The following is a 17,811-nucleotide window of genomic DNA, read 5'->3' as shown; positions in this document are numbered from 1 at the left end:
CGGGGTGGCATGTTTGTTTTATGTAATGTGAATGTCGCTCCGCTGGAGCTTTCTTTTACGATGTTGTTGGATTAGTTATAAACATTATGCTCCTCTGGAGCTTTGTTCTTTAATCTACAAAAATAGCCCAACTTATAAAGATCAAACAAGAACAAAGAAGGGTTCTCAGAAAGTAAATTCCGTTCAATTTTGATTTGATTTTTTTTGAAAAGAAAAGCTGCAAATCGAGTTAAATTTAGTTTTTTTAGCAATTCAAAAGCTTTAATGATTTTACTGTCTTCTGATGAAATTTTGTTTGAATTATAAAGAAAAACAAGATTTTCTAAAGTGGTTTTCGTTTTATTCAAAAAGACTTCTGAAGTTTCTAAATTCAAATGAAAAGTTGGATTTTCAATTTGGGAAATCTCAAGATTATGTTTTTTCAAAACAGAGAAAAAACATAAATCTTCATAGCCGTATTTTGTAATAGATTCATCAAAAGGATGTTGCAGAAAAACGTCTTTTTTAATCAATAAATTAGAAGTTAGAATTGAAGAAGTTTCTCTTTTTTGCCCATAAATCCAACGTAAAAGCTGCTCTTTCTCAGGTTTTTTATCTTCGTAAATAATTCCGCCAAAAAAGATTTTTTTTGCTGAATCTGAAATTACGTTAACGTAGTTTTGGATGAAATTAGAATCAGCTGGAAAAGTATCACAATCGAGAATTAAGAGCCAGTCATAAACTGACTTTTGAGCTAAAGAATTGATGTTTTTTCCTCTTCCTAGATTGATTTCATTTACGAAAAATGAACAACTTGGAATGAGGTTAACTTCTTGATTGATTGTGTTTTCTTGTGAATTGGATGCGTCGTCCTGACAAAGAATTTCAAAAGTAATTCGACTATCATCACATTGCTTTACTAACTCATTTAGAAGTGGTAAAACAGTATAATTATAAACCGGAATTAAGATGGAAAGCATTACACAGAGCGTTGTACCACTTCGAAGATTCTTTCATCTTCGCATTTCAATGTTTTAGAAGGGAATTTCATCAGCAAAGCATAATCGTGCGTTGCCATGATAACCGTTTTACCCAGCGCATTAATATTTTTCAATACTTCTAGAACTTCAGAACTCGTTTGCGGGTCAAGGTTTCCGGTTGGTTCATCAGCAAGGATAAATTCAGGATCATTCAATAAAGCACGGGCGATTGCTACACGTTGCTGTTCACCTCCGGAAAGCTGATGTGGCATTTTATTAACGAAATCTTTCATACCAACTTTGTCCAGAACTTCATCAATTTTGTGTTCCATAGCTTCTTTTTCAGTCCAACCTGTTGCTTTCAAAACAAACAACATATTGTCTTTTATAGAACGGTCCGGAAGCAATTTGAAATCCTGAAATACAATTCCAATTTTACGTCTCAAATACGGAATATCACTTTCCTTTAAAGTCGCCAGATCAAATTCAACTATATGACCTTCTCCTTCTGTTAAAGGTAAATCTGCATATAAAGTTTTTAAGAAACTACTTTTTCCGGAACCTGTTTTTCCAATGATGTAGATGAATTCGCCATGCTGAACATCTAAATTAATATGAGATAAAATTTTTCTTCCTTCCTGATATATAGTGACTTCTTTAAGAGACAGTACGGTTTGTGACATAATAAAATTGATTTGATTGGTAAAAGTAAGAAGTTAACGGTTGGATTCAAAATAAATTTCAATCATTTCTGATAAAATATTGAAATAGAAATTTTTCACCATATAAGTGATATGAGGTCATTTCCGTAGATTGTGGAAAACATTTTATTGCGAAAAATTTTCCACCATATAAGTTATATAAGGTCATATTAGTAGATTGTGGTTACGGTTTTTATTTCAAAAAAACTTATATGACCTTTGGCGTTAATTAAGTTGCTAAAAACACCTAACTTATAATTACTTACATGACTTATATGGTGGAAAAATCCCCGCACAGAAGCTGTAAAATAACACATGTTATATTTTTTGTTCATAATAAATGCGCGAAACGTTTCGTTATAGACGGTATAAAATGATACATTTGAATACTAAATATAATTACAATGCGTAAATTTTCCTGGTTCTTTTTACTCCAAATAATCCTCATTTCGACCACAGTTTCGGCACAAAAATCAGCTATATATACTTACGATTTAAAGGATTTTGACAAAGCACTGGCTTTATATAATGACAAACAGTACGCTTCGGCAGAACATATTTTTGAATATGTAAAAAATAATGCACAGACTGAAGAAGTAAAATCAGATTGCGCTTATTATATCGCCAATTGCGCCATCAGAACCAATCAGCCGAATGCCGATGCATTGATGGAAAAGTTTGTCAGCGATTATCCAACAAGTACCAAACAAAATCAAGCCTATATTGAAGTGGCACAGTTTTTCTTTGAACAGGGAAATTATCCAAAAGCGCTATTATGGTTTGATAAGGTCGATGAAAGCTACATGAGCAAAGCGGATGCTGATAAATTCAATTTTCAGAAAGGGTACAGTTATTTCAATGCTAAAAAGAAAAAAGAAGCCACAACTTATTTTAATAAAGTAGTAAACTCTCCTGAATTTGGTTCTCAGGCCAAATATTACTTAGGATTTATGGCTTACGAAGGTGACGATTATAAAGAAGCAACCAAATATTTTGATGAAGTTTCAGGCGAAGAAAAATACAAAGAAAAACTTTCGTACTATCAGGCTGATATGAATTTCAAGTTAGGAAACTTCCAAAAGGCAATTGATTTGGGTCAAAAAGCAATGGGGAAATCAAATGAAATAGAAAAATCAGAACTGAATAAAATTATAGGAGAAAGCTATTTCAATCTAAAACAATACGGAAAAGCGATTCCGTATTTAGAGCAATATGCCGGTAAAAAAGGAAAGTGGAATAATACTGATTTCTATCAATTGGGATATGCTTATTACGAGCAAAAAGAATATGAAAAAGCGATTTCTCAATTCAACAAAATCATTGAAGGAAAAGATTTCGTAGCACAAAATGCGTATTATCATCTGGGATTAAGTTATTTAAATACAGGCAAAAAACAAGAAGCTTTAAATGCTTTTAAAAATGCTTCTGAAATGGAATTCAATGCACAAATTCAGGAAGATGCAGCATTGAATTATGCTAAATTAAGTTATGAAATAGGAAATGCTTACCAAACCGTTCCTGGAATTCTGCTTGATTTCTTAAAGAAATACCCAAACAATTCCAGCAAAGCTGAAGTAGAAAAACTATTGGTGGACTCTTATATTTCTTCCAAAAACTACAAAGAAGCTTTGGTCTTACTAGAGAAAAACAGATCGGCTGAAAACAAGGCGGCTTACCAAAAAGTACTTTTTTACAGAGGATTAGAATTGTATAATGAATCGAATTATGCTGAAGCCGGTAGAATGTTCGAAAGCGCTGTCAGCGAACAAAAAACACCTGAGTTTACGGCACGTGCAACTTTCTGGAAAGCGGAGACAGAATACCTTTCAGAGGATTTTCAGAACGCATTGTTAACCTACAAACAGTTTGCAGGTCAGGCAGCAGCAAAATCGACTGAAGAATATAAAAACATCAATTATAATATTGGATACACGTATTTTAAATTAAAGGATTACGATCAGGCTGCCACTTCATTTCAGGCTCAAATTGATAATGCTCCATCAGATAAATCACGTTTGAATGATTCGTATTTGCGTTTAGGAGACTCCCGATTTGTAACTTCAAAATACACTGCAGCAAACGAAGCGTATGCAAAAGCAATCGCTGCAAAAGGCGTTGATGCTGATTATGCACAGTTTCAAAAAGCAATTTCATATGGTTTTATGTCTAAAAATGATAAGAAAGTAGAGGAGTTGAATAATTTTCTTCAGATGTACAAAAAATCAGAGTATCGTGATGATGCTTTGTATGAGTTAGGAAATACGTATGTATCGGAGAAAAAGAATGATCAGGCGATTAAAACCTATGACCAGTTAATTTCAGAATATAAAAATGGTTCGTTTACTTCAAAATCGATTTTGAAACAAGGTCTGATCTATTACAATTCCGATCGTGATGAGCAGGCTTTGATAAAATTCAAAAAAGTGGCGGCCGAATTCCCAAAAACACCAGAAGCTTTAGAGGCTGTTTCTACAGCAAGATTAATTTATGTTGATTCAGGAAAAGTAGATGAATACGCGACTTGGGTGCGTACTTTAGATTTTGTTTCGGTTACCGATGCTGAATTGGATAATGATACTTATGATGCTGCTTTTAAGCAATACAGTCAAAATAATAGTAAGCAGGCAATTACTGGTTTTAATGGTTATGTGAGTAAATTTCCGTCAGGCTTACACGCACTTGAGGCTAATTTTTATTTGGCACAATTGCTTTATGCTGAAGGTTCAGAAGTTAAATCGATTGCCAGTTATCAATATGTAATTGAGCAGCCAAGAAGTGAGTTCACTGAGCAATCTTTAAATAAATTGGCTCAGATTTATCTTAAAGCAAAAGATTGTGATAAATCGATTCCTGTACTAGTGCGCTTAGAAAATGAAGCCGATTCTGCTCAGAATAAAAACTTCGCGCAAGCTAATTTGATGAAGTGTTATTACGACAAAAAAGATTATGATAACTCGGTAATTTCAGCAGATAAAGTATTACAGAATCCAAAAGCAGATGCGAATGTAAAAGCAGATGCTCAGATTATAGTAGCACGTGCCGCAATGCAGACAGGCGATGAAGATAAAGCTAAAACTGCCTACGCAAAATTATCAACCACTTCTAAAGGAGAATTAGCGGCAGAAGCTTTGTATTACGATGCATACTTTAAAACGAAAGAAGGAAAGTTTGATGCTTCGAATGTTTCAGTTCAAAAACTGGCAAAAAATTATTCTGGTTATAAATATTACGGAGCGAAGAGTTTGGTCTTAATGGCAAAAAACTTCTACGGATTAAAAGATAGTTATCAGGCAACTTACATTCTAGACAACGTAATCAACAATTTTACAGATTTCCCGGATGTAGTTGAAGAAGCTAAAAAAGAATTAAGTGCGATTAAGTTAGAAGAGTCTAAAACGAATTCGTCTATCAGTAAATAAGAATAAAGAAGCAAGAAGAAAGAGGAAAGAAGCAAGAAGTCTATTTTCTTGCATCTTGCATCTTTTCTCTAAAAAAAATAAAGAAATGAGTTTACCTTTTTATATAGTTGATGTTTTTGCCGATAAAAAATATGCCGGAAATCAGTTGGCGGTTTTTTTGGATGCAGGAAATTTGAGTTTAGAAGAAATGCAAAATATGGCACGCGAAATTAATTTTGCGGAAAGTACATTTATAACAAAACTGGATAGAGAAAATAATAGTGCCGACGTTAAAATTTTTACGCCGGCCCATGAAATGCAATTTGCAGGTCATCCTATTATTGGTACTTCCTGGGTTTTGATGAATAAAGTATTTGAGAATTCACCTGAAAATATAAAATTAAATGTTCCGATAGGACCCATTGCGATTCACAAAACGGAAGAACTGATTTGGTTAAAAGCGGCACAGCCAAAATTTTGGGATATTTTTTCAAAAGAAGATTTTACAGGATTTAGTAATCTGAAAAAAGAGGATTTTGAAAATCAATTTCCAATTCAGGAAGTGACAACCGGAAGTGCTTTTGTAATGGTAGGGTTAAGTAGTAAAAGAGCATTAGAAAATTTAGTTCTGGATAAAGATAAAACTGATGAATGGCTAAAAAAGCATTGTAAAACAGCACACAGAGGCTTGTATTTCTATTATTTAGAAGGCTCTAAATTGTTTAGCAGAATGTTGTGTATTGAACATAATCAATTGGTAGAAGATGCGGCAACAGGAAGTGCAAGCACATGCCTGCAGGCTTTTTTGCTAAAGTATCATAAACCTGAATTTGAATTGACTAATTATCAGGGAGATTATATAGGCCGTCCTTCCCAGATTTATTTCAAAGGGAAATTAACGGATAATCAATTTGATATTCAGATTGGAGGGAAAGCGCAGTTTGTTGCAAAAGGAGAGTGGGACATCTAGAAAATAGAGACAAGAGTAAAGAAGAAAGATATTAGAAAATAGAAAATAGAGAACAGAATAAGAATATAGATAATAGAATATAGATTGGAAAGCAAAGATTGGAAGTCTACTCTTTACTCTTTGTTCTTTTCTCTGAAAAAAAAATAAAGTATGAAAATTAAATGCCAAAATAAAACCATCATTTTACTACTGTTGTTTGTTGTTCAGCTTTCGTTTGCTCAGAAGAAAAATGAAAGCATCGGAACTGAAACGGTAAATGTAGTAAAGCCTTATTCACCAACAATATCGGATGCTTTTAAAGTGAAAGAAACTCCTTCGCTTGACGATAGCGGAAATCAGCCAAAAGAAACTATTAAATATAGTATTTTGTCGGTTCCGGTGGCATCAACTTTTACGCCTTCCAAAGGAAACGCTGCAGGTGTTGAGAAATCAAAAAAAGAAAGATTATTCAGTAATTATGCAACTCTTGGCGTTGGGAATTATGGGACTCTAAATGCTGAATTATTTGTAACACAAGATTTAGGAAACAATGATTATTTGGCCGGAATGTTTCGTCATCATTCTTCTCAGGGTGGAATCAAAGATGTGAATCTGAATGATGAATTTTATGATACGGCTCTGAATGTGGGTTATGGTGTAAATAATCGCGACATGTCATGGGCGATAGATTTAGGATACCAAAATCAATTATATAATTGGTACGGTTTGCCGACTGATTTTGGAATGACTTTGCCTCCTGAAACACAAGAAGATTTAATTAGAGGAATTAATCCGAATCATTCTTATAATACAATTTCTTTAGGTGGAAATATAGAATTCAACGAAGGAATTTTTAATAAAATTGACACCAGATTTACGCATTTTTCAGATAGTTTTTCCTCTTCAGAAAACCGTTTTTATCTGAAGCCTTCTTTTAAAGTAGATGTAATGGATCAGTCGATAAATACAAATATTATTTTGGATCACGTAAGTGGCTCTTTCGAAAATAATTATGCCCGCGATAATACGGAACCTTTAAAATACAGTTTAACTAATTTTGGAATTGAGCCAAGTTTTGTAGTACATGAAAACGACTGGACATTAGAATTGGGAGCAGGATTATACTACGGATTAGATTCTGAAAACAGCGGAAACAAATTCTATATTTATCCAAAAGTAAATGCTTCTTATAAATTAGTGGGTGATTTAATGATTTTCTACACAGGAGTAAATGGTAGCTTAAATCAGAACTCATATGCTGATTTTGTGACTCAAAATCCATTTTTATCTCCAACTTTAAACATGAGACCTACAAGTAATCAGTATAATGTTTTTGCTGGTTTAAAAGGAAAATTGGCTAACAATATCAATTATAATTTGACAGGTTCTTATTTAAACGAAAAAGACAAAGCATTGTTTAAAAGCAATGATTATACAGAGAATTTTGATAACCAGAATTATGCTTTTGGAAACTCGTTTGGAGTAGTTTATGATGACGTAAGAACGTTACGTTTTTATGCAGAATTAAAAGCTGATTTTTCTAAAAGTGTTTCTTTCGGAATCAACGGAACTTTTAACAGTTATAAACAAGATGGTCTAGAGGCATGGAATTTACCTTCAATGAAATTAAGTTCAAATTTAGATGTAAACATTACCAAACAATGGTATGCTGGTTTGAATGTTTTCTTTGTGGGAGAACGTAAGGACATGCAGACCAATTTAGATGTTGCAACACTTGGTGTTCCGGTTACATTGAAAAGCTATTTTGATGCCAATGCACATTTAGGATACAAATACAGCGAGCGTTTGACTTTCTTCTTAAAATTGAATAATATAGGAAATCAGGCTTACGAAAGATGGTTGAATTACCCGGTTCAGGGATTCCAGGTTTTAGTAGGCGGAAATTATAAATTCGATTTTTAAAAGAAGTTTGCCACTAAGGCACAAAGGCACAAAGTTTATTGTAATATAATTTTTAGCCACGAATTCACGAAGTAAATTAATATTTTATTCGTGAATTCGTGGCTAACTTTTTTTTACGATCTTTGCGACTTAGCGCCTTCGTGGCAATACACATATGAGCTTCAAACAAAAAATACATTCCCATTATTTACAAATGGTTCAGGATCGAATAGATGTTTTTAGAGACATGATTTCGGCTTTGACGGAAGATTCTAAAAACGATGCCAAAGGTTCCGCTGGTGACAAGCATGAAACCGCTTTGTCGATGATGCATATTGAACAGGAGAAACTCACTAATAAACTAAAAGAAGCCATAACGCAAAAAGCGATTTTAGATAAAATTGATGCTTCAAAAACAACAGAGAATATTATTTCCGGAAGCTTGGTAAAAGCCAATGGAATTCATTTGTATTTGAGTGTCGCGCTTCCTAAAATTTCAATTGACGGAACTAATATAATTGCACTTTCTCCACAATCTCCTTTAGGTTCTCATTTAATGGGGAATAAAGTTGGGTTTCAATTTGAAATTAATAAGACGCATTATACGATTGAAAGTGTTGAATAATTTATTCAGGATTGAGTAAAGGGTAATTTATGAACAAGTTTTGTTCTTCTTGTTGAATTTTTATTAGCGTTTCTTTAAAATATCAAAATATAGTTCAAGGATATCTTTAAAACCTTGAATTTTGTGCTTCATTTAGCCCTGAAATTGAAATTTTCAAGTTCAGGGCTTTTTTTTGTGTTAAAATTTTACATTTTATATGTAAATATGAAATTATGGTTAAAAATTATAACTGAAATGAATATTTATGTTTTTCAATTATAACCAATACCGCATCTTTGCCTTATCAAAATAAAATTTACAATTAAAAATATAGAATTATGTGCGGAATCGTATGTGCCTTTGATCTAAAACAAAAAGCCGAAACTTTAAGACCTCAAGTATTAGAAATGTCTAAAATCATCCGTCACCGTGGACCAGACTGGAGCGGGATTTACAGTAATGATAAAGCAATTCTTTCTCATGAACGTTTGGCGATTGTTGATCCAGCTTCTGGAAAACAACCTTTATTTACAGAAGATAAAAAGTTAGTTTTAGCTGCAAATGGTGAAATATACAACCACAGAGAATTGCGTAAACAATTTGAAGGAAAATATAACTTTCAAACGGAAAGTGACTGTGAAGTTATTTTAGCACTTTATAAAGAAAAAGGTCCACACTTTATTGATGAAATGAACGGAATCTTCGGATTTGCAATTTATGATGTCGAGAAAGATGAGTATTTTATTGCTCGTGACCATATGGGGATTATTCCATTGTACATTGGTTGGGATCAGCATGGGACTTTTTATGTAGCTTCTGAATTAAAAGCTTTGGAAGGATATTGTACAAAAATTCAATTGTTTCCTCCAGGACATTATATGACTAGCAAAGACGGTGAATTTGTACAATGGTACAAAAGAGACTGGACAGAATATGATGCCGTAAAAGATAACGAAACCAGTATTCCTGCAATTAAGGAAGCTTTAGAGGCAGCAGTTCACAGACAATTAATGAGTGATGTTCCTTACGGAGTTTTACTTTCCGGAGGTTTAGATTCTTCTATTACTTCTGCTGTAGCCAAAAAATTTGCACAAAAGCGTATTGAATCTGATGATACTACAGATGCCTGGTATCCGCAATTACATTCTTTTTCAGTTGGATTAGATGGTTCTCCTGATTTAGCAGCGGCTCAGGTTGTAGCAAAACATATTGGAACGATTCACCACGAAATTAAATTCACCATTCAGGAAGGATTAGATGCGGTTCGTGATGTAATTTACAACTTAGAAACGTACGATGTAACTACGGTTAGAGCTTCGACTCCAATGTGGTTGATGGCGAGAGTTATTAAATCAATGGGAATTAAAATGGTGCTGTCAGGAGAAGGTGCAGATGAATTGTTCGGAGGATATTTATACTTCCACAAAGCACCAAATGCAAGAGAATTCCACGAAGAAAACGTTCGTAAATTAGGAAAACTTCATATGTACGATTGTTTAAGAGCTAATAAAAGTTTGGCTGCCTGGGGAATCGAAGGTCGTGTTCCATTCTTAGATAAAGAATTTATGGATGTTGCAATGCGCATCAACCCACAAGATAAAATGATCAACAAAGAACACCCGATGGAGAAATGGGTAGTTCGTAAAGCTTTTGAAGATATGTTACCGGAAAGCGTAGCATGGAGACAAAAAGAACAATTTTCTGATGGAGTAGGATATAGCTGGATTGATACTTTGAAAGAAGTTGTGGCTAAAGAAGTTTCAGATGAACAATTGGCAAATGCAAGATTTAAGTTCCCGTTACAAACACCAACTTCAAAAGAAGAATATTATTACCGTTCTATCTTTGCTGAGCATTTTCCAAGTGATGCTGCCGCTTTATGTGTGCCGCAGGAAGCTAGTGTGGCTTGTAGTACAAAAATTGCTTTAGAATGGGATGAAGCTTTCAAAAACATGAACGATCCTTCAGGCAGAGCAGTAGCAAGTGTACACGATGATGCTTATGAGAAAGCATAAAAAAAAATGAATTTTGAATTTAGTATATATTAAGTAAAGACGTTCTCTATTTTAGAGGACGTTTTTTGTCTCTTAAATTATTAAGTTCGTAATTTCAACTACTTAGGGTCTTTTTTTAGTAATATTTTAACTTTCTTTTTTATATTTGACATTTGTTGAAAAAGAGTTAAATCGATAAGATTAAGGAAGGATTCTCAGAGAAAAGCGGGAATAATAATTAGTTTTGCTGAAGGTTGAAATTTCAATCAACTTTTAAAGTTAATTCACTTCATGAGGGAAGTGAAAAATTAATAATAAAAAATAGAATTTTATGTCTGGATTATTGGCAGTTATCGGTAAAGGAAAAGATCCAAAACTTGTAAAAGAGCTTTCTAAAAGAATGTCGCATCGAGGCCCCGATGAGAATGATATGCGTATAATGACAAACGGGAGTGTTATTTGTCATGAAAGTTTATCAATTGTTGACTTACAGACAGGTAAGCAACCAATTCAGGGAACAACTAATGCATGGATGGTTCATGATGGCGAAATTTATAACTATCAGGAATTAAAAAACACTGTTTTAAAAGAGTATACATTTAGAACAAAATCAGATTCAGAAGTTATTGTCCATTTGTACGAGGAATTTGGATACAATTTTTGTAATATGCTTGACGGAGATTTTGCTTTCGTGGTTATTGATGGGGATGATTATATCGCCGGAAGGGATCCAATTGGAGTAAAACCTTTGTATTATGGATTAGATGAAAGAGGAAGAATTTATTTTTCTTCTGAAATGAAATCAATTGCCGATCAGTGTAAGTCATTTTCAACTTTCCCTCCTGGACATTATTATACAGCTAAAACTGGTTTTGTAAAATATTACCGACCTGAGTACGAAGATCACAAAAAAGCTGTAGAAAGTCTGGATTTAGATTTGATTCGCGAAACTTTAGTAGAAGCTACCCGTAAACGTTTAATGAGCGAAGCTCCTCTTGGTGTTTTGTTATCAGGCGGTCTAGATTCATCTCTAATTTCGTCAATTACAGCTCGTGTATATGCTGAAAGCGGTAAGAAATTAAATTCATTTTCAATAGGATTAGGTGCTAATTCACCAGATAATATTGCTGCCAGAAAGGCGGCAGAATTTTTAGGAACAGAACACCACGAAATACATTTTTCTGTAGAGGAAGCTGTAGAAATGATTGAAAAAGTAATTTATCATATTGAAACTTATGATATTATTTCAGTAAGAGCTGGTGTACCAATGTATTTATTGTCAAAAGCAATTAGTGAAAAAGGAATAAAAGTGATTCTTTCAGGTGAAGGTGCCGATGAGATTTTTGGAGGCCATTTGTATTTTAGAAATGCGCCCTCTACAGAAGAATTTCAGGATGAAACAATTGAACGAGTTCAGAAACTTTTTACAGCCGATTTATTACGTGCTGATAAAACAACAATGGCGGTAGGTTTAGAAGCGAGAATTCCATTTTTAGACACAACGTTTTTGGATGTCGCTATACGAATTAAAACAGAAGAAAAACAGCCGAAAACTTACGATGGTATCGAAAAATATATTTTAAGAAAAGCATTTGATACACCTGAAAATCCGTATTTGCCAACAGAAGTTCTGTGGAGACAAAAAGAACAGTTCTCAGATGGAGTTGGTTACAATTGGGTTGATGAATTGATTGAATATTGTACTGAACAGGTCTCAGATGAGCAATTGAAAGGAGCTGCTGCAGAATTCCCATACAATTCGCCAACAACAAAGGAAGCTTATTTTTATAGATCTATTTTCCATAAGTACTATCCACAGGTGAGCGCTGCTCAAACAGTACGCAAATGGATTCCGAAATGGCAAGATAATCAGGATCCAAGCGGTCGAGCAAATTCAGCGCACGTAAATGCGGATAAGGAGATCTCGAAATCCGGAGTAGTGATTTAAAAAATTCCAAAAAAGAAATTCCAAATTCCAATTCTTAAATTCCGTAAGAGAATTTAAGAATTTAAAAAAAAAATATAAATCCGAAATGATATAGATTCATTTCGGATTTTTTTATGCTCAAAATTGGAATTTGGAATTTAATGTTTGGAATTTTTCACAAGTAATTGGAATTTGGGATTTCTTTTTTGGAATTTTATTTTTTTTATAAATTGCTAAAACTAAGTTAATAAGGTTTTTTCTTATTTAAGAAAAATACTATATTTGATTACCAAGAACAATTTATTTTAAATAATCAAACACAATCTATGAGAAACCTATTACTAAGTGGAATTTTGTACTGCTCATTTGTTTCGTTGAGTTCAGTTTATGCCCAAAAATCTGAAATGCCCAAATACATTACTAATGTAGAAGGTGTTAAAGAGTATTCATTAAATAACGGATTAAAAGTTCTTTTGATACCAGATGCTTCTCAAAGCAATATGGTGGTGAATATTGTTTATAACGTAGGTTCCAGAAATGAAGGTTATGGAGAAAAAGGTATGGCGCATTTATTAGAGCATATGCTTTTTAAAAGTACTAAGAATCTGGGCGACATCAAAAAAATGCTTTCTGATAAAGGAGGAGCTGCCAACGGGACAACCTGGTTAGACAGAACTAATTACTATGAAGTTTTTCCATCAAATGATGAAAATTTAAAATGGAGTATTGAAATGGAAGCAGATCGAATGATTAATGCGACTATTTTACAAACAGATCTTGATAAGGAGTTTTCTGTAGTAAGAAATGAGTTTGAAATAGGTGAAAATAATCCGGATGGCGTTTTACAGGAACGAATTCTTTCAACAGCTTATTTGTGGCACAATTACGGAAACAGTACTATTGGAAGTAAAGAAGATATTGAAAGAGTTAAAGCAAACACACTTAGAGTTTTCTATGAGAAATACTATCAGCCAGACAATGCCACTTTAATTATTGCAGGTAAATTTGATGAGCAAAAAGCTTTGCAGTATGTTGGGCAATATTTAGGCGCTATTCCGAGACCGAAAAGAGTTTTAGATAAAACATATACAATTGAACCAGCACAGGATGGAGAAAAATTCGTGGAGCTTAACAGAGCAGGTGATAGTAAGAATGTAGGGGCGTTGTACCATACGGTTCCTTATGCAGATAAAGATTTTGCTGCTATTGATGCTTTAGGAGAAATTTTGACTGCTGATCCATCGGGCTATTTGTATAAAACTCTGGTTGAAACCCAAAAAGTTTCAAGTGTATATGTTTGGCAGCCAAATGTTAGAGATGCAAGTTTTATGTATTTTGGGGTTGCTGTTCCTAATGACAAAGATATTAAGGCTACGAGAGATATTGTAAGGACAGAATTGGATAAAATACCTACTACTAAATATACAGACCAAGACGTAAGCAGAGCCAAAGCAAAGATTATTAAACAAATTGAAGGTGTTAAAAACAATACTATTTCTTTTGCAATTAATCTAACAGAAATTATTGGAGCAGGTGACTTTAGATTAGGTTATTTGTATAGAGATGCTGTAGAAAAATTAACAAAAGAAGATATTCAAAGAGTTGCTGAGAAATATTTCAGAAGTAATAATAGAACGGTTGGAATATTTATTCCTTCAAAAGATGAGCAAAGAGTTAAATCTGTTGAATATACAGATGAGCAAGTACTTGCTTTAACTAAAGATTATAAAGGTAAGGCTTTAGAAAAAGAAGCAGCTGCATTTGAAGCTTCCATTAAAAATTTAAAGCAGAATTTTGCTGAAGGTAAACTAAGTAATGGAGTAAAATACGGTTTGATCAAAAAAGAAATAAAAGGAGGAAAAGTTCAGGCTAATTTTAAATTTCCAGTGAGTAATGAAAAAGATTTGGCTGGAAAAACGGATACTGGCGGAATTCTTGCGCAATTACTAAAAACAGGAACTAAGACCAGAACAAAAGAACAAATTCAGGACCGTTTAGATCAATTGAAGTCTAGTATTTATTTTAACTTTTCAGGACAAACGTTGTCGGTTAACATTAGTACTTATAAAGAAAGTTTTAAAGAGGTGATGGAGATTTTAAATGATTTGCTTGTTAATTCTACTTTCCCGGAAAACGAATTAACCAAAACGATTACAGAGTATAATACTTATTTGGAGTCTAATCTTAATGATCCTCAAACAGTCGCTTTTACCGAGCTTTCAAGACAAACTACAAAATATGATAAGTCCAGTATTTTTTATACACCAACAATTCAGGAGCAAATTGATGCTTTTAAAAAGATAAAACAAACCGAGATCGTTGATTTTTATAAAAACATACTAGGTGGAAATAATGGTATTGGAAGTGTAGTGGGAGATTTGGAGGCAAAATCTACAGTTCAGATTTTAGAAAACACTTTTGGAAAATGGAACTCTAAATCAAAATATGAATTAGCTAAGCCTACTTATTTTGAAACAAAAGTATTGGATAAAGATTATATAACTCCAGATAAAGAAAATGCAGTAGCTCTTGGAAGAATTGGTTTTAAAATGACCAGAAGCAGTGCAGATTATCCAGCGTTTGTAATGGCTAATGAAATATTAGGAAGCGGAGGTTTTTTAAGTGCAAGAATCCCGATGAGATTGAGAGAAAAAGAAGGAATCAGTTATGGTGCGGGTTCGTTTATTGACGTGCCTATTACGAGTGATGTTGCTTCATGGTCGTATTATGCTTTTTTAAATCCGACTAAAAAGAGTGCAGTTGAAACGGCTACAAAAGAGGAGATCGCAAAAGCATTAAAAGATGGGTTTACTGCCGAAGAGCTAAAATCAAACCTGGTTAGCTGGCAAAATGAAAGAAAAACGAGATTAGGAAGTGATGACACTTTAATGAATCTTGTAAATACGTATTTGCAATACGGCGTTCCGTTGGAAGATTATGATGACTTAGAAAACAAAGTTAAAGCATTAAAAGTAGAAGAAGTTAATGCTGTTTTGAAAAAATACTTAAGCTTAGATAAAATGACTTCTGTTTATGCAGGAGATTTTAACAAAAAACTATAAAGGAGGAAAAATCCAATTTTAGAAAACCCAAATTCCAATTTGGGTTACATTATAGAATCCGAAACAACATCATTTAGTTGTTTCGGATTTTAATTTTGTATCTAATAAGTTTAAGTTTTTTTGAATTTGAAAATTTAAAATTTGGATTTTTTTTATGTTATTCCTGTTTTTGGAATTTGGAATTTTCATTATTGGAATTTAAAGTAGACTTTTAGGTCTATTTTTTAGTTTTTTAAACAATTGTGTTAATAACTTAAGTGCTTTAAATGGGAATTTAACGGATATATAATTTGCGTTTTTATATATTTGCGTGTTAGACAATAATTACATTTTTTAGAATAAATTATATGAGCGAAGAAATCAAGAAGAACAATTATTCAGCAGATAGTATTCAGGCATTAGAAGGAATGGAGCACGTAAGAATGCGTCCATCGATGTATATTGGAGATGTGGGGGTTCGAGGGCTACATCATTTGGTTTATGAGGTTGTTGATAACTCTATTGATGAGGCGATGGGAGGACATTGTGATACCATTGGTGTTGCAATAAACGAAGACGGTTCGGTAACAGTTGAAGATAACGGTCGTGGTATTCCAGTTGATTTACATAAAAAAGAAGGAGTTTCTGCACTTGAAGTTGTAATGACTAAAATTGGTGCCGGAGGTAAATTCGATAAAGATTCTTATAAAGTTTCAGGAGGTTTACACGGTGTTGGGGTTTCGGTTGTAAACGCGCTTTCTGTTCATATGAAATCTACTGTTTTTAGAGACGGTAAAATCTACGAGCAAGAATATGAAAGAGGAAAATCATTATATCCGGTAAAACAAATCGGAGAAACAGATAAAAGAGGTACACGTCAGACTTTTTATCCTGATAATACCATCTTTACTCAGACTACAGAGTTCTCTTATGATACGTTGTCAGCACGTATGCGTGAACTTTCTTTCTTAAACAAAGGAATCACAATTACGTTTACAGACAAAAGAGAAGTTGATGAAAAAGGAGAATTTAAAGTTGAAGTTTTCCATTCTGATGAAGGTCTTAAAGAATACATTCGTTATTTAGATGGTAACCGTGAGCCAATTATTTCTCACGTTATCAGCATGGATAATGAAAAAGGCGAAATTCCTGTTGAAGTTGCCTTGATTTATAATACGAGTTATACAGAGAATATTTTCTCTTATGTAAATAATATTAATACACACGAAGGAGGAACGCATTTACAAGGTTTTAGAAGTGGTTTGACAAGAACCCTTAAAAAATACGCAGATGCCTCTGGAATGTTGGATAAATTGAAATTCGAAATTGCGGGAGATGACTTCCGTGAGGGATTAACAGCGATTATTTCGGTAAAAGTTGCAGAACCACAGTTCGAAGGACAAACAAAAACTAAGCTTGGAAACAGAGAAGTAGTTTCTCCGGTTTCTCAGGCTGTTGGGGAAATGTTGGAGAATTATTTGGAAGAAAACCCAAATGATGCCCGTATCATTATCCAGAAAGTAATTTTGGCTGCCCAGGCCCGTCACGCTGCTAAAAAAGCGCGTGAAATGGTGCAACGTAAAACTGTTATGGGTGGCGGTGGATTGCCAGGAAAACTATCAGATTGTTCTGAGCAGGATCCTGCAAGATGTGAGGTTTACCTTGTCGAGGGAGATTCGGCTGGTGGAACAGCAAAACAAGGTCGTGATCGTAACTTTCAGGCAATTTTACCTTTACGTGGTAAGATTCTGAACGTAGAGAAAGCGATGCACCATAAAGTATTTGAAAACGAAGAGATTCGAAACATATTTACTGCTTTAGGAGTTACAGTAGGAACTGCAGAAGATAGTAAAGCATTAAATCTTGAAAAGTTAAGATATCATAAGGTAATCATCATGTGTGATGCCGATGTCGATGGTAGTCATATTTCTACCTTAATATTAACGTTCTTCTTCCGTTTTATGAAAGAGCTTATAGAAGAAGGTCACGTTTATATTGCAGCGCCACCTTTATACTTAGTTAAAAAAGGAAATAAAAAGGAATATGCATGGAATGATGTTCAACGTGATCAGGCGAATGAAAGAATGGGAGGTAGTGCAGCGATCCAGCGTTATAAAGGTCTTGGAGAGATGAACGCGGAGCAATTATGGGAAACTACAATGGATCCGAACTTCAGAACTTTACGTCAGGTTACTATTGATAGTTTAGCAGAAGCCGACAGAGTTTTCTCAATGTTAATGGGAGACGAAGTGCCACCACGTAGAGAATTCATCGAGAAAAATGCTGTTTACGCAAATATCGATGCATAATAAAAAAGTTTAGCCTTCAATTCGTTT

At 33.7% G+C, this 17,811-nt stretch carries 10 protein-coding genes; 8 read left to right on the top strand and 2 right to left on the bottom strand.

Translation table 11 applies throughout. From position 1 onward, the window contains the following. Nucleotides 1-71: 71 nt before the first annotated feature. Nucleotides 72-959 (bottom strand): glycosyltransferase family 2 protein, encoded by an 888-nt coding sequence (locus tag BUA98_RS20860; protein WP_072975730.1) that lies wholly within the window; start codon nt 957-959, stop codon nt 72-74. Beyond that, nucleotides 959-1,642: a cell division ATP-binding protein FtsE gene (locus BUA98_RS20855; RefSeq protein WP_026981884.1), complete on the bottom strand. Its 684-nt coding sequence runs from the start codon at nt 1,640-1,642 to the stop codon at nt 959-961. The genes BUA98_RS20860 and BUA98_RS20855 overlap by 1 nt, the downstream gene beginning before the upstream one ends. A gap of 422 nt (nt 1,643-2,064) precedes the next feature. Between BUA98_RS20855 and BUA98_RS20850 the strand changes: the two genes are divergently transcribed. The 8 genes from BUA98_RS20850 to gyrB all read left to right on the top strand — a co-directional run bounded on the left by BUA98_RS20850 (nt 2,065) and on the right by gyrB (nt 17,784). After that, complete coding sequence (locus BUA98_RS20850; RefSeq protein WP_072975728.1) at nt 2,065-5,079, top strand: tetratricopeptide repeat protein; 3,015 nt, start codon at nt 2,065-2,067, stop codon at nt 5,077-5,079. An 85-nt stretch (nt 5,080-5,164) separates the two neighbouring features. Further along, entirely contained in the window at nt 5,165-6,028 is an 864-nt protein-coding gene (locus BUA98_RS20845) for a PhzF family phenazine biosynthesis protein (RefSeq protein WP_072975727.1), read from the top strand. 150 nt (nt 6,029-6,178) lie between these two features. Continuing rightward, complete coding sequence (locus BUA98_RS20840; RefSeq protein ID WP_072975726.1) at nt 6,179-7,930, top strand: TonB-dependent receptor; 1,752 nt, start codon at nt 6,179-6,181, stop codon at nt 7,928-7,930. 154 nt (nt 7,931-8,084) lie between these two features. Then, nucleotides 8,085-8,534, top strand: a complete 450-nt coding sequence (locus BUA98_RS20835) for a hypothetical protein (RefSeq protein WP_072975725.1) — start codon at nt 8,085-8,087, stop codon at nt 8,532-8,534. A gap of 317 nt (nt 8,535-8,851) precedes the next feature. Beyond that, the gene (gene asnB / locus BUA98_RS20830) at nt 8,852-10,528 is read left to right on the top strand and encodes an asparagine synthase B (RefSeq protein ID WP_072975724.1); all 1,677 of its coding nucleotides are present in this window, start codon (nt 8,852-8,854) and stop codon (nt 10,526-10,528) included. A gap of 310 nt (nt 10,529-10,838) precedes the next feature. Continuing rightward, nucleotides 10,839-12,455, top strand: a complete 1,617-nt coding sequence (gene asnB / locus BUA98_RS20825; protein WP_072975723.1) for an asparagine synthase B — start codon at nt 10,839-10,841, stop codon at nt 12,453-12,455. 305 nt (nt 12,456-12,760) lie between these two features. Further along, the gene (locus tag BUA98_RS20820; RefSeq protein ID WP_072975722.1) at nt 12,761-15,496 is read left to right on the top strand and encodes a M16 family metallopeptidase; all 2,736 of its coding nucleotides are present in this window, start codon (nt 12,761-12,763) and stop codon (nt 15,494-15,496) included. A 347-nt stretch (nt 15,497-15,843) separates the two neighbouring features. Next, nucleotides 15,844-17,784, top strand: a complete 1,941-nt coding sequence (gyrB, locus tag BUA98_RS20815; RefSeq protein WP_056204073.1) for a DNA topoisomerase (ATP-hydrolyzing) subunit B — start codon at nt 15,844-15,846, stop codon at nt 17,782-17,784. Nucleotides 17,785-17,811: the final 27 nt, after the last annotated feature.

The sequence above is a fragment of the Flavobacterium saccharophilum genome (assembly GCF_900142735.1).
GTDB classification, from domain to species: Bacteria; Bacteroidota; Bacteroidia; order Flavobacteriales; family Flavobacteriaceae; genus Flavobacterium; species Flavobacterium saccharophilum.
The sequence above is the reverse complement of the archived record's forward strand: the minus strand, read 5'-3'. Positions and strand labels throughout refer to the sequence as shown.